General features: G+C 59.5%; 8 protein-coding genes. 4 read left to right on the top strand and 4 right to left on the bottom strand.

Translation table 11 applies throughout. The annotated features are described in order from the left end of the window. Positions 1 to 370 precede the first annotated feature (370 nt). A complete protein-coding gene (locus J3361_RS19350) occupies positions 371 to 1,084 on the bottom strand; it encodes a GntR family transcriptional regulator (protein WP_207965927.1) in 714 nt (237 codons plus the stop codon). A gap of 126 nt (positions 1,085 to 1,210) precedes the next feature. After that, positions 1,211 to 2,242, bottom strand: coding sequence for an Ldh family oxidoreductase (locus tag J3361_RS19345; RefSeq protein ID WP_207965926.1), 1,032 nt, complete (start codon positions 2,240 to 2,242; stop codon positions 1,211 to 1,213). Between the two features lie 234 nt (positions 2,243 to 2,476). Here J3361_RS19345 and J3361_RS19340 point away from each other — a divergent pair, with 234 nt between their 5' ends. Together J3361_RS19340 and J3361_RS19335 are read left to right on the top strand one after the other, a co-directional pair. After that, positions 2,477 to 7,306 carry a DUF6543 domain-containing protein gene (locus J3361_RS19340; RefSeq protein ID WP_207965925.1) on the top strand — a complete coding sequence of 1,610 codons (4,830 nt, stop codon included), beginning with the start codon at positions 2,477 to 2,479 and terminating at the stop codon, positions 7,304 to 7,306. Between the two features lie 148 nt (positions 7,307 to 7,454). Further along, the gene (locus J3361_RS19335; RefSeq protein ID WP_207965924.1) at positions 7,455 to 8,459 is read left to right on the top strand and encodes a FecR family protein; all 1,005 of its coding nucleotides are present in this window, start codon (positions 7,455 to 7,457) and stop codon (positions 8,457 to 8,459) included. 177 nt (positions 8,460 to 8,636) lie between these two features. Here the strand turns inward: J3361_RS19335 and J3361_RS19330 are convergent, their stop codons facing one another. Then, the gene (locus tag J3361_RS19330) at positions 8,637 to 10,985 is read right to left on the bottom strand and encodes an acylase (RefSeq protein WP_207965923.1); all 2,349 of its coding nucleotides are present in this window, start codon (positions 10,983 to 10,985) and stop codon (positions 8,637 to 8,639) included. A 296-nt stretch (positions 10,986 to 11,281) separates the two neighbouring features. On the opposite strand from J3361_RS19330, the gene J3361_RS19325 reads away from it, so the two are divergent. Further along, the gene (locus tag J3361_RS19325) at positions 11,282 to 11,662 is read left to right on the top strand and encodes a fe2+ zn2+ uptake regulation protein (protein ID WP_207965922.1); all 381 of its coding nucleotides are present in this window, start codon (positions 11,282 to 11,284) and stop codon (positions 11,660 to 11,662) included. 9 nt (positions 11,663 to 11,671) lie between these two features. Here the strand turns inward: J3361_RS19325 and J3361_RS19320 are convergent, their stop codons facing one another. Beyond that, positions 11,672 to 11,860 (bottom strand): hypothetical protein, encoded by a 189-nt coding sequence (locus J3361_RS19320; RefSeq protein ID WP_207965921.1) that lies wholly within the window; start codon positions 11,858 to 11,860, stop codon positions 11,672 to 11,674. A gap of 237 nt (positions 11,861 to 12,097) precedes the next feature. Between J3361_RS19320 and J3361_RS19315 the strand changes: the two genes are divergently transcribed. Next, a complete protein-coding gene (locus J3361_RS19315; RefSeq protein WP_207965920.1) occupies positions 12,098 to 14,092 on the top strand; it encodes a methyl-accepting chemotaxis protein in 1,995 nt (664 codons plus the stop codon). The last annotated feature ends 154 nt before the right edge of the window (positions 14,093 to 14,246 follow it).

Here is a 14,246-nt window from a genome sequence, read left to right as displayed (position 1 = left end):
TGGGGTGGGGGGGGCCGGTATGAGTTGTGGAAGGGGACGAGTTGGGGCAGTGGGGGGGGGGGATGGTTGTGGGGGGGAGGGGTGTGCAGCGGCGGGGGGGTGGCGCCGCTCGTTTCTTTCTTGCGGTCGCTGCGCCGCCGGGCGGGGGCAAGCTCCCTCGCCACAGGACCGTGCGATTCCCAATACCTTGTGGGTATCCAACATCACCGCAAGCTGACCCTCCGCCTTCGCGAGCAGGCTCGCTCCCACACAGGTTTTGGTCATTGATAAGATCGATGTCCACTGCCGATCCTGTGGGAGCCGAGCTTGCTCGCTCCCACAGCGGATTTGGAGTGGATACGAATGTTGCAATCACCAGCCGCCGAGGCGGTCACTCCGAACGCAGGATCACCTTCATCCGCTCGTCAGCCAGTGTCGAGCCGAACACCTCGGCGTAGCGTAGGGTCGCATTGGCATGCTCGCGCATGATCGCCTCGGCACGGCCGCTCTGGCGATTGATCAGTGCATCGAACACCGAATGGTGTTGCATGTGGGCATAGTTGAAGCGACGAAATTCGCCGGCCATGTTCTGGCGATCCACCGCCAGGGCGGTGACTGAAGCGAATGGCAGATGATCGTTGCGCGCCAACGCGTCGGCGATCGCCGGGTTGTGGCTGCCTTCGACGATCACCTGGTGAAAGCGCATGTTGAGGTCGTGATAGACCTCCAGGTCGTCCTCGGTCACATACCCCTTGGCGAACAGTTCATCACCCTGCACCAGGCATTGCTCGAGTGTCGCGCGGGCCTCTTCGGACAAACCATGCTCGGCTGCCTGCCGTGCCGCCAGGCCTTCCAGCACGCCACGCACCTCCACTGCCCCAGCAATTTGCTCGGCGCTGACCGAACGCACCTGGAAACCGCGCCCGCCAAAACGCACCAGCAATCCTTCCTGCTCCAGGGTGCGGAAGGCCATGCGCACTGGCATGCGCGAAACACCGAACAACTCGGCCGTGGGGATTTCCATCAAGCGCTCGCCAGCGGCCAGCTCGCCCGAAGCGATCATCTTGCGCAGCGCAACCAGCACCGTTTGGCCGGGCTTACTCATCCAGGCAATTCCAGAGAAAAGAAGCCGCCATAGTAAAAGGCTTGGTGCAACGTGTCACGGCAAGGCACTCGAACGAGGCCGTGATAAAAGCCGGTGGCAACCACGGTGGCTGCCACCGTCGGTGGTTCAAATGCCCGCCAATTCCCGCAACTGCGCCAAGGTCTGTTCATCCAGGGTAATCCCCTGCTCATTGCTCTTGCTGCGCTCGCGATGACGACGGTCTCCCGGCAACCGCCGCAGCCCGACGCCATGCATCTGCCTGACCAGTTCCCGGCTGCGCTCGGCGAAGTCTTGCCCGGCGGTCTTGCTGGGATCGATCACGATCAACAGTTGGCCGGTCCACGGCGTCTTGGCGCCCGGATGATTGCTCCAGTCGAACTCGAAAGAAAAGTTGCCTCCCGTCAGCGCGGCCGCCAGCAGCTCGACCATCATCGACAATGCCGAGCCCTTGTGTCCGCCAAACGGCAGCAACGCTCCGCCTTCGAGAATCGCCTTCGGGTCGCGGGTCGGCTGGCCGAGGCTGTCCACCCCCATGCCCGGCGGCAACAACTCGCCCTTGCGTGCGGCGATCTGCACATCGCCGTGGGCGATGGCGCTGGTGGCGAGGTCAAAGACGATCGGTTCACCGTCGGCCCGTGGCGCGGCGAAGGCAATGGGGTTGGTACCGAACAATGGACGGTCTGCGCCATGGGGCACCACACACGTCATGCTGTTGACCACGCTCAACGCTACCAGCCCCTCGTAGGCAAACGGCTCGACGTCCGGCCAGAGCGCCGCGAAGTGATGGGAGTTGCGAATGGCCAGGACGGCGATCCCGGCACTGCGGGCCTTGGCCACCAGCAACGGGCGCGCGGCGGCCAGGGCTGGCTGGGCAAAGCCGTTGCCTGCATCCACCGCGACGAATCCTGACGCGACATCCTCTACCACTGGCACAGCCTTGCCGTTGACCCAACCGCTATTCAACGTCGAGACATACCCGGGAAGACGGAACACCCCGTGGCTGTGGGCACCGTCGCGCTCGGCCCCGGCGCAGTTTTCGGCCAGGCACCGGGCGACTTCGGCCGAGGTGCCATGACGCAGGAAAATCTTCTCCAGCAAACTCACCAGAGCATCGAAAGACAAGGTGCAAGAAGCGGCATGATCGGATGGCGCAGACATCTGAAGCTCCGGAATGATTGTTGGAGGTAGCAACAGCGTAAAGGACCCGCCGGGTGATTAAACACCGGTCAAGACGTCCACTGTCAATCGTCACCAGCGTTTCCCTGCTCAGCCTGGCAGCTCATGCCACCCTGGGTGCGGTAACTATGTACCACCGTTGCCTATCCACCGCTGCATAACCTGCCGCTTCTCCACTTCGCACCGTCAAGCGGTGCCTTTAATCGAGAAACGACAATGACCGCTAAATTCGCCCCTCTCTTGTTCCCCGAAATATTAGCTACAGATCGCGTAGATCAACTGACCGCCGGCCATGGATTGAAGCAGGCCGATCTCGATTGGTTACGCCATGCCTCGCTGCCCAGCCACGCGCAACGAACGGCGAAAACGCCCCCCATGTTTGCCGACACGATCCTGTTGCAAGCCGAGAAAAAATCGCCCATTGCGTTGGCCGGCTGCTTTGTCCTCAGCGCCTCGCCAGACAACCGCGACGCCGATAACCAGCCAGCGTTCCTCTATACACCGACGGGAGGCATCAAAAAGTTCGACAACCGCTCATCTCTCGAAACCGAGATTGATCAGATGCGGCAAGACAGTGGGCAACGCGACGACTTGTTTAGCCTGCTCTCCATTTCCCAGCGCGGGGAACTCAATAGCACCACCGATATTACGCAGACCAGGCAAGTCATCCACGGCGATATTTTCAAGTCCCAACTGGCATCCATCGAGTACGCCCAAAACCTCAACGCGGCGTCCATGGTGAAGGAGCTGATCAAGTTGCCTTCGTTAAGGTCGATGCTTGAGCGGATCTTAAACGAGAAACTGCCAACCTTCGATTACAGACAGGCCCGGGTCGCTTTGGGCAAGGGTGTTCGCTCGGGAGGTGCCGAGGATATCGGGGTTACCGAGAGCATGCCGCTCATAGATGCGATCCTGACCTATTTTCACCATCAGGGTTGGCCGCCCGGGCACTATATTTATATAACGTATCCCGGCACAGCTAGCTCGCCTTATACCGTGAACCAGTGGCAAAGCGTAATTACCGATATTGCCGTAAAACTGATTCCCGCGCTCACCACCTACATCGACTCCTTTTGGGAGGACATGTCGACGTCTTTCTATATGTCACGACGAAAACTACTTTCCCAAGTCATTCGAAGCAGGCTATGGGCAAGTCTTCTGATCGAACGAGAAAAAGGACAACTGACGCAGACGCAATACAACGAACTGATTCGGATGTTCAAACCCTCTTCCGAGAATCAGACACCTCTCTCTATCGAAGCCATTCGTCTTTGGGAATATGAGCCGAACTACGTGGAGCTTGCAGGCTCCTTGATGATCAGCGGCAAGGCTCACTATCTGTATACGCCCACCCAGGGTCTCCGGAAAGTTGCCAGCTATCTGGCGTTTAAAGAGATGCTGTTGAACGAGCCCACACGTATCGCGGCAAAGGAGGCTGTTTATCGCCTCCTTGACTTGGAAGAAAGCAATCGTTTCCTGCGCTATGACGAACCGAACCTATCGGGGAAACCCTTGGAATTGCCGATTGCTGACTCCCTGGCCAATGCAATCATCGATAAACAGAAGAAAAATCTTCACTACGCGTTGGAAATGTCGCGCCAGGTCGATGTTGACATCCATGCGCTCGTGGATAAGGCCTTGGATGTACGTGCTTTCGTCGATAAAAACCTATTGAACCAGCCCACCGCCGGGCATTGGGGCAGTCAGCCGGCCTTTTATGGAAATCTTCGCCCATCAAACTTCAGAGCCGATCAGTTACGAAGAAAAGCCCGGACCTGTTTCGATATCGCAAAAACGTTCGATGACCTCTTCACTCAATCATCGCGCTCAGGCCGCAGCACTTCGTTACTCAACAGAGCGCGAGAACTGCAGGGTAACCTGACCCATGTCTTCTCCCTGGGCATACGCACGGAGGCCGAGCTTAGAGCGCTTGAGGGAACACTTCCATCCGTTGCACATGAATTGATCGAAACAGTCTTTGCTCACAACTCGGATTACCCGGATCGCTCTCAACGGATAGGCGTCAGGGGTTTTCGGCCGGATGTCTATTCGCTGAACCTGACGTGTAGCGAAGATGGCCAGACGGTTCAGCTTCCCGTCGCCAACTGTTTTTTCCTGACTGAACGCGGCGGCCTGGATACCCCCCTTTCCGGCATGGGTATCCTGTGGACCCCGGCTGGCGGCTTGCAGGTTTATCCCTCGGCCGAGGTCGCCACCCGACAAATGAATAAATACCTACTCGACGCCCGGAAACGCTTTGGTTTACTCGCCAATCTCCCCCCCGCGCAACGCAAGCCTCATGCGCGTTATCAACTCCAGGGTTTTGAGCTTATCGAGGACAACGTGCTCCTGGACCGAGTGAATTCATTCATCAAATACTACGAAGCCGAACACGGTTATCTGACCACCCTGAAGACGGGTAGCTGGCAGCTCACTGGAACGGCATTGACGAAAAGCCTTGAGGCGTTGGTCACGAAGGGCGCGCCCAGCAACCTTGAACGCGCCGCGCGAATTGCCCAGTCCGACAGGCTGCGACTTAAACTCCCGGCCTGGCTCGGCACGGCCGCACTTGAGGAGCAACGTCTGCATGTCGAGCTGATAGAGCAATGTAAGAACAGTGTGTTCGATGGCAAGGATTACTTGGACGGAATCGAGTCTTTGCGTACGTTTGTGCAAAAGAAACTGCAGGCAATACTGAATAAGCGCTTTGCAAAAAACAGCTTGAATCCAGAAACCATTCAGATCACGCCTGCCTTGGCGATCGTAGGTCCCGCCAGGGCCTTGACGGACTTTGCCTTGTGCCATGCCGATGTCACCGACAACCCCTTCAAGGTTTCGTCAACATCCACGCAGCCTTTACCGGACGGTCTGGACGAAATGGCCGTGAGGCAAATGTTATCTACGCTGGAGATCACCACCACCTATAAACAACAGCTGACGCAAGCGCTATCCGGCCCACTGGAAGCTGTGCAACTCCGAAAGCAGCATTTCCGCCGGCAATTGCCGTGGCAATTGTTGCACTACGCGCACACACGACATCTGCAACAAGAACTGTCCGCAACAGCCTTTGACTTGATCCACCAAGTGCTGGACATGCCGGACGCCATTGCCCGCCAAACCGTCAAGAATGCCACGGCGATCATCCGCCCGTTGGAACTGATCAAGACCGATGCTGCCGCGGCGGTAAAAGCCTTGGGACTCTACGTCATCAATTCCAGCACTGACGCAGCAACCCCTCACATCCTCTACTCGCCCTACCACGACGGCCATGAGCTGATGGAGTTCAAGGACGAAGCGAGTATGGTCGCTGCGTTCAATACACCCGGTACCCTTCAGGACCTGTTGATTCGCCGGCTTCCCGAAAACCAGCAGGCCACCTTCAGGAACCTGTTCGCTTCCACCCTCGGAAAATCATCGGAAATCACCCTGGCCTCCAACCCCATCACGACCAGTGTGCTCGACAGCTTTTACGACGATAACGCAAGTCTTCTGACAGGCATGCTGAGCTCACGGACCCGTAAAGAACATCATTTTGACTGGGGAACCGTTGTACATGTGCTGGATGCAGGGGCTCAATTCGTCGGAAAGCAATTGCCGTCCAAACTGAAGTTCATCCAGACGCTTTGGGAAAGCTACCAGGACTTCAAGGATTCCAGCGAAGCCTTGCAGGACGGTGATTGGAAAGCGGGCCTGCACAACTTCATCGCCGGCGCCGCGGAGATGGTTTCACTTGGTTTTTTGAACCGCGACGATACCTTTGGCCTTCTCGATCCGATCGAACCGACCGCACCCACTGCTATTGCCGCTCCCGCGTCCGATTGGAAAAAGATTTCGAGCACCGCGGCGATCCGCACCGACCTGCAGGTTTTCGAGGCCACGGACGTCAGTCTTGCCAACCTGACGCACCTGAGGGACGACACCTATAAAGCTGCGGGGAATGGCAGGCTCTATGTACCCGTTGGCGGAAAGGTCTATCAGGTTGCAAAGGACAAAGAGGCCTGGCGCATCGTTCGCGGTCACAACGAGGGGCCATTGCTCAGGCGTGTGTCCGACAGTCGTACTTGGGAGTTCGATCCCCAACATCAAACTATTCGCTTTGGCGGGGCGGGCTCGAAGATAGCCGTCAGTTATAGCGACTTGAAGGCCAGAGGATCGTTGAACATCGAAGCTCGGGGCATGACCGAAATTCGCAGGAAATACCCCGAGCGCGCCAATATGATCGTTCAAGCACTGGAGACGGCAAGGCACTATTCATTCAATACCTTGCAAAACCTCGATCAATTCAAAACCAGACAAAGCGCTGTACGGGGCTCCCAACTGGACATCTTCCTCAGGCATTTTTTCGGTGTCAGCGTCGTAGACAGCAGCTTGATCGCCAAGATCGAGGCCGCCATTTCCCCGATATGCACAGCATTGGCCGATCCGCTATGGGAGCAACAGAATGGCCACCGCATCACCGTGGGTCAACTCAAGCACCTGGAAGATCGTGCGACCGCCTTCGTCTTTCAACCGTCAGCCGCCAGGCGAATTTATCTGACCCAATTCTTTTTCGATTTTGGATTGGATTGGTATAAATCTGTCGTGCCAGACTCTTTCAACGTCGACGCGCATGCCCAAGCTGCGACGTTTATCCATGAGTTATCCCATCAACTATACGACACCCTCGATTTCGCCTATCTGGACTCGCCATTGCCATTTCTGGATCTGATCTCAACCGTCACGCACCAAGGGAAATCGCAGCACGCGAAGCTAGAGCATTTGCAACGCCATGGGCTCTCGCTCACTACCCCCAAGTCGCAGCTGTTCACCCAGAGGGACAGCACGGATAACACCTACAAGGGGCTCGAACACATTCCCCAGGCACAGGACCTTCGCAAGGAAATCCTGAAAATAACCGGAGCCCGAACCATGGACCAGGCACGGGATGCGTTTCTCAACCCGACTTCGCCCGACAAGCGCATCGACGTCATACTCCGCAACGCCGATTCCCTCACGTTACTGGTCACGGTATTAGGGCGTCAGTTCCTCCCGAGCGTATCCGGTTGATCTTTTTTTCACGACAGCTGTGCGACGCTACGACAGGTCGCTCGGACGTGGACGCGGGAAAAATAGGTGCGTTGCTGCGCAAACGCCATCACCGCTGTTCTCGACAGCGGTCATCGAAGGTTAGAATGCGGCAAACCAGGACGAATCAATGACCGAACATACCCTCTCGGACGCCGAATACGACGCCATTACCGATGCCGCCGCCCATTGGTGCATGCGCTTGCATGCCGGCGACTGCACCGACGCCGAACGGCAGGCGTTCAAGCAGTGGCTTGATGCCAATCCCCTGCATGCGTTCGAATACGACGCCATGCGGGAAATCTGGGAGGTCGCGGATCATTTGCCGCGCGTCGAGTCAGCACCTGTCATTCCAGCGTCCAGACCCAGGTCAGGGTCGCGCTGGAGCCGGTTGGCTGTCGCCGCCGTGGTGCTCGTGGTGGGCCTGCCCCTGGCCGCCTACACCGGTTGGAACCTGGACTGGATCGCCAATTCCTACCAACGATTCGAAGCGGGCACGAACGTGCGCCATGTGACCTTGAGCGACGGCAGCCAGGTAGAACTCAACCTGGGCAGTGAACTGACCTTTGCCAATTACAAGAACGAGCGTCGGGTGACGTTGGAAAAGGGCGAGGCATTTTTTGATGTCAGCCATGACCGACAACACCCATTCGTCGTACGCGCCGGCCAAGGCCAGGTGCGCGTGACCGGCACTCGGTTCAACGTCTGGATGTACCAGGACCAGGTACGGGTCACGCTGGTGGAAGGTTCGGTCAGGGTCACCAGCAACAAGGCGCTCACCCATAACAGCCTGCAACTTTCGCCAGGCATGCAAGCGAGCTACAAGGCGGGCGACCACCAGCCGCAAGTCCGCGAGACCGATCCCAACGACAGCTCGCTGGCGTGGCGCAACGGCAAGCTGGTGTTGGACAACCTCGCTCTGAGCGACGCGCTGCCGCTGATCAACCGCTACCTCGACCGTCCCGTCATGCTGGCTGACAACAGCACCGGTGGCCTGCGTGTCGGCGGTGTCTACAACATCAGCGAAGTGCAGAACCTTGTGGCTTCGTTGCCGAAAGTCCTGCCGGTCTACTTGACCCAGAACAAGGATGGCAACCCGGTGCTCAATTCCATTGGGCAACGGCCAGCCCAATAACTGAAAAGGCCCCTTTGGGAAAGAAATTCTGTTCACTTAAAGGGAATGACGAACCTGTGGCGAGGGAGCTAGCTCCCGCTGGGCTGCGCAGCAGACCCATTTTATGAGCGCTTCGCGCTCAAGCGGGAGCAAGCTCCCTCGCCACGGGTTTGCCGAACGCCTCAGGTACAACAGCGGTTATTGCGTCGCCACCCTGCCCGCCTCATCCCGCTCACGAATAATCACGGCCTGATACTGCGGATCAGCCTTGATCTGCTGCTCGGTGAAGGGCAGCACACTCCACTGCTTCTGCGAAAACGCCTGGGTCTGGTCGGCCGAATAAGGCGACGACGGGTCGCTGGAGAGGGAGAACGCCAACAACCCCTGGGCTTGCGGACCTTTGCCGTCAAACGTCACTACTTGCAGGTAGCTGGTACCGCTGACCACCTCTCGCTTGCCGTTCGCCCCCGGCACGCTCTGGATCGCGTTATAGATGCCCAACTCCCCGGGGCCGCCGTGGATCGATGTCTGTCGGGCGCCACTGCTGGCCACCTGGACGTCTTGCCATCGGCTGTCCTGCGACAACCCGGCAGCCTTCACCGCCTCCACCGAAGCCAACATGGCTTCGCGCACGGCCTTGAGCACAGGCGGCCGCTCAATCGCCAGGCCGCGCGGGGTGTGTTGCGGGTCCTTGGGATCGAACGCAACGCGCCATGAATCAGGCAGCCCCTGCAGCCGTTCCATGATCTGCTGGAAATGCACGAACCCCAGGCCGCTATCCAGGCCGGCCTTGCGATCCCAGGCCTTGAGGCTGGCGCAGGCCTCTGCCAATGCCGAAGCGTCGAGTCCCAGCTCACCCGCGCAAACGCCGAGCAGGTCCGGCATCACCTGGTCAGCCAGGTACACCTGATCATCCATGACCATGTGTTGCAAATCCTCCACCTTCACCGGCCCGGCCTTGGCCAACTGGCCCATCCGCTCCAGCGCAAAACGCGCGCGCAGCCCTAGCGGCTGGCCGTGCTGGCTGATCAACGGGGAATAACCGGACAAGGGTTGCGCCGGGTTGACCATCCAGGCCGAATCGTTGGAGTTCTGCACAAAATCGCGGCGCAACAGTTGTGGCAGCTTATCGGCAGCGTAAATGCCCTTCTGCACCGCTGTGGCATCGTTGCTCCAGGCACATTCGCTGCGGGAACCATCCAGCACGATCATCTGCAACCCGGCCCTGGGATCGCTGCACCGGGCCAGTTTGTCGGCATCGACGTTCGGCACCACCGACACATTCATGTAGAGGCTTTGCCCCTGGTCGTCCACCGCCAGGGTATTGACCCAGGGAATGCCCTGGATCTTATGGACGGCGGTCTGCAAATCCTTGAGCGTGACCGCTTTGTTCATCGCGTACCACTGGGCCAGCACCCGATCGTTTTCCAGGTTCGCGTCCCGCAGGCTATAGGCGAACCGGTTGTCCCAGTCTAGCCGGCCGGGCCATTGCACGATTGGGCCGAATTGTGAGCCATAGACCACGCGGGAAACCGTCTGCACCTGGCCGTCGGGCTGCTGGATGTCCACCTTGACCGTTTGCTGGGACATCGGCACGGATTTGCCATCGAGCAGGTAACGTGTCGGGTCCTTCGGGTCGAGTTGCAGGCGGTACAGGGTGAAATGTTTGGAACTGTCGACGGTGTGGGTCCAGGCCAGGTGCTGGCTGAAACCGATGTTGATCATCGGCAGGCCTGGCAGCGCCGCGCCCATGACGTCCAGCTTGCCGGGAATGGTCAGGTGCATCTGGTAGAAACGCATGCCGCCGACCCACGGAAAATGCGGGTTCGCCAGCAACATTCCGCGACCGTTGAACGAGCGCTCACTGCCGACAGCCAGCGCATTGCTGCCACGCTCCAGGGCAAAACGCTGCTGCCGGGTCGCAGCCGCAGCGAAACTCGCGACCGGCGTGGCGGCGAGTGCCGTCGCCTGGGGCGGTTGCGCACCTGCCAGGGCTTCGGCGAACTGACCGACGCCGCCCTCCACCAACAACCGCCGGGTCAACTTGACCAGGTCCAGCGCAGTGATAGGCCGCACCCACTCGCTGGCGCACTGCTCGGGCAGGCCCTTGGCCTTGCGCTCGGCCAACGCGCGGTTGTAGCCCGCCGCATAGCCTTCGACCAATTGCTGCACTTGAGGCGTTTGGGCCTGCCAGAAACCGGAGACCGCTTGTGGTGTGTTGAGCCAGCTGAAGAACAGGTCGCTGACGCGGTTCTCCCGCTGTTCGACCGTGACCTGCTCGGGCCCGAAATAACGCGAGCGCTGGGCATTGACCGTGACGATCTCATTGGCCAGCAGGCACAGGTTGTCCTGGGCGTAGGCATAGCCGATGCCATAACCCAGCCCGCGTTCGTCCTGAGCCCGGATATGCGGCACGCCGAAACGGGTGCGCCGGATCTCGGCACTGGCCTGCGGCCCATCGTCCTGCGCATCGACCACAGGACTGAGCCCGAGGGCGATCCCTAGAAAAGCGCCTGCAAGGCCAACCCTTGATAACTGCCCGGACATTCTCACGTTCACTCCTGATGAAAACCGCAGAAACCAGGACGGCTGCCGCTGCGCCTGTAGACAAACTCTCGGCCCGCCTGGGAAATCACACACCGCATGCTGAACCGGAATGTGCCTACCTTGAAAACGAACCGGATGAAAAAAAATTAATGGCCTGGCGCCGCTTGAACACGGGGGTTTGACGAAGCCGGGGCAATTTTTTCACATCACCGTCCTCATGATTGCCCGTCCTCGTTCGTCCTATAACAGGAGAGTATTCGTGACCTTTTCTGATCAGGCTGGTAAGGAGTTTCTGCATGCGTAACGCGCAACTGCCCATGGAGGGCAAGCCAAGGCCGACCGGCGTCTCGCTGAATGCCACCCACCGTGAATTCGACAGGCCGCCAGAGCGCGGCGGCAATGATCACATCAGGCGCCTGCTCAAGAGCTTCGGGCTCAGGACCAGCCTGATTCGCCTAAAAGTCATCGATGCGCTGCTCAAGGCCGCCCACGAAAACCGCTGCCTGGGCGTGCGTGGTGTGCACAGCCAGTTATTGGGGCTGGACATTCCGTTGTCCTTTCTCAGCGTGCGCGAGGTGTTGAAGCGCCTGTGCAGCGAGGGCGTCGTGACCCTCAACCCCGATAAAAGCTACCGCCTGCACCCCAGCGCGATGGCCGTGCTCAAGGCCGAGGATTGAACCCGGCGCTCAGGACTTGACCTTGCGCCGCATTACGCCGTTGATCACCACCACGATGATGGCCACGGCAATGGCGATGTATTGAAACAGCTGCTCGCTGATCATGCCCTGGCCCTGCATCCAGGACAGCCCCAGCATGATCGCCAGGACGACGAGGACGATCAGAATCGAGTATTTCAAACGTTGCGAATGAGTCATTGCCAATTTCCTGAATGTGTCCGTTCTTTATCCGAAGGCTGCCAGGTCCATACCGTATTGCCGGACTGACAGGCGCCAAGGGGGCATCATGGTACAGCCGAAGGCGAGTCTTCGTGCAATCCCCTCGTTTTATTCCTTGACCGACTGACCTCTAAAGCTGCATCGCCCCAGGCCGATACAATCAGGACTGCCCATCCGCTTGCTTTAGAAAGTCGCCTTCGTGCAAGGATTTTCCCCATGCCCTCATTCCGAACGATTCAGGCTCGCTACACCCTGTTCCTGGTCATTTTCATGCTGGTGTTGTCGCTCCTGACCGTGGTGGGCATCAGTTACCTGGTCGCGCCCAAGCTGCGCCAGACTGAAGAGCAAGTGGCGCTGAACCGCATCGCCGAGGTTGCCGAGCAGATCCAGGGCGAACTGAACAAGGTGCAGGCGCAGCAACGCAGCATCACCCAGACCATCCCGCTGCTCGACAGCGATGCCATCGACAAAGTATTGCCGGGGCTGGTGGACCAGTACGGCGAATTGAAAGTGTTCGGCGGCGGGATCTGGCCGTTGCCCAACCAGCGGGCCGAGGGACGCAGCAAATTCAGCACGTTCTGGCACCGCGACGCGTCCGGCAAGCTGGCGGTCAATACCTTCTGGAACAGTGACGCCGCGCCCAACTATTACGAACAACCCTGGCACAAGGGCGGCATGGCCACGCCCCCTGGCAAGTGCGCCTGGGCGGCCGCCTACAAGGACGATGCCAGCGCCGAGCCCCGTACCAACTGCGCCATGGCCATCCAGAAAAACGGCGTGCCCTACGGCGTGTCCACCATCGACGTGACCCTGGGTTTCTTCAACGACCTGATCGCACGCAAGGAAGCCGACCTGAGCGCCGAGATGCTGATCGTCGAAGGCGACGGCAAGATCATCAGCAACAGTTCGCGCATCAGCGGGCCGATCGTGTTGAAGAACATCAGCGAACTGGCGGCCACCTCGCCATTCGCCGCCCAGGTCAAGGCAGGCCTGGCCAAGCGTGACCAGCCGTTGCAGCGGGTCGAGTTCGACAACAAGGGCGAGGCCAGCACCTTCTTCATGCGCCCTATCGAAGGTTCGCCGTGGTTCCTTGCCACTGCGTTGCCGACCCGGCTGATCACCGCCCAGCGCGATGATGTATTGAGCACCCTGAGCCTGCTGCAGATCCCGATGGTGATCCTGCTGGTGTTGATGCAGCTTTATGCGATCCGTCAGTTGACCCACCGCATGAAGATCCTCAAGGGCAACATCGACGCCTTGTCCACAGGCGATGCCGACCTGACCCGCCGCATCACCATCCGAGCCGAGGATGAATTGGGCGCGATCGGTCATTCGGTCAACCGCTTCATCGCTTACCTGCAAGGCATGATCGGTGAAGTCACCCAGGCCACCGGCGCCATGGCCTCGAGCCTGGGCGATCTACAGCGGACCTCGGCCCACACCAGCGAAATCCTGATGCGCCACGCCTCGGAAACCGACCAGACCGTGACGGCCATTACCGAGATGAGCTCCACGGCTGAAAGCGTCGCGCAAAACGCCGCCGAGACCGCCGCGTTCACCCAACGCGCCAACGAGCATGCCGACCGCTCCCGCGTGGTCGTCGGCGAGGCCTCCAACAGTGTGGTGGCGCTGATCGATGAGGTGGCCAGCGCCACCCGCAAGGTAGAGAGCATGCAACAGGACGCCCAGCGCATCACCGAGATCCTTGGCGTGATCGGTGCCATCGCCGGGCAGACCAACCTGCTGGCCCTTAACGCCGCCATCGAAGCCGCCCGAGCCGGTGAGCAAGGCCGGGGGTTTGCGGTAGTGGCCGACGAAGTCCGCGCCCTCGCCGCTCGCACCCAGGCCAGCACCTCGGAAATCAACGAAATGCTGACCCGTCTGACCCAAGGCGTGAGTTCGTCGGTCTCGGCCATGGAAAACACTCAAGCCAGCTGCCAGTCGGCCGCCGATGCGACGTCACGGGTGAACTCGGGCCTGGACGAAATGGCCGGTTCGGTCAGCCAGATCAACAGCCTGAGCACCCAGATCGCCACGGCGGCCGAGCAACAGAGCGCGGTGACCGAGGAGATCAATCGCAGCATGGTGCAAATCCGCCACATGGTGGAGGAACTGGTGGAAAGCGGCCTGGCCAGCGAAGCCAACACCCGGCAACTGCTGGAAGCCAACACGCGGGTGAATGCGATCATGGGGCGGTTCAAGGTGCGCTGACGCGTCGTCATTCTCCTGTGGGAGCGGGCTTGCTCGCGAAGACGGCCTGACAGACGACCTGTCTCTCCCGCCCGTACACCCATCAGATCTGTGGGAGCAAAGCTTGCTCGCGATAGCGGCGGATCAGCAGCAAGGTTGTGACTGACAAACCGCT

Origin of the sequence: Pseudomonas sp. OA65, assembly GCF_017498305.1 — a bacterium.
GTDB classification, from domain to species: Bacteria; Pseudomonadota; Gammaproteobacteria; order Pseudomonadales; family Pseudomonadaceae; genus Aquipseudomonas; species Aquipseudomonas zanjanensis.
This window is presented reverse-complemented; position numbering and strand designations above follow the sequence as displayed.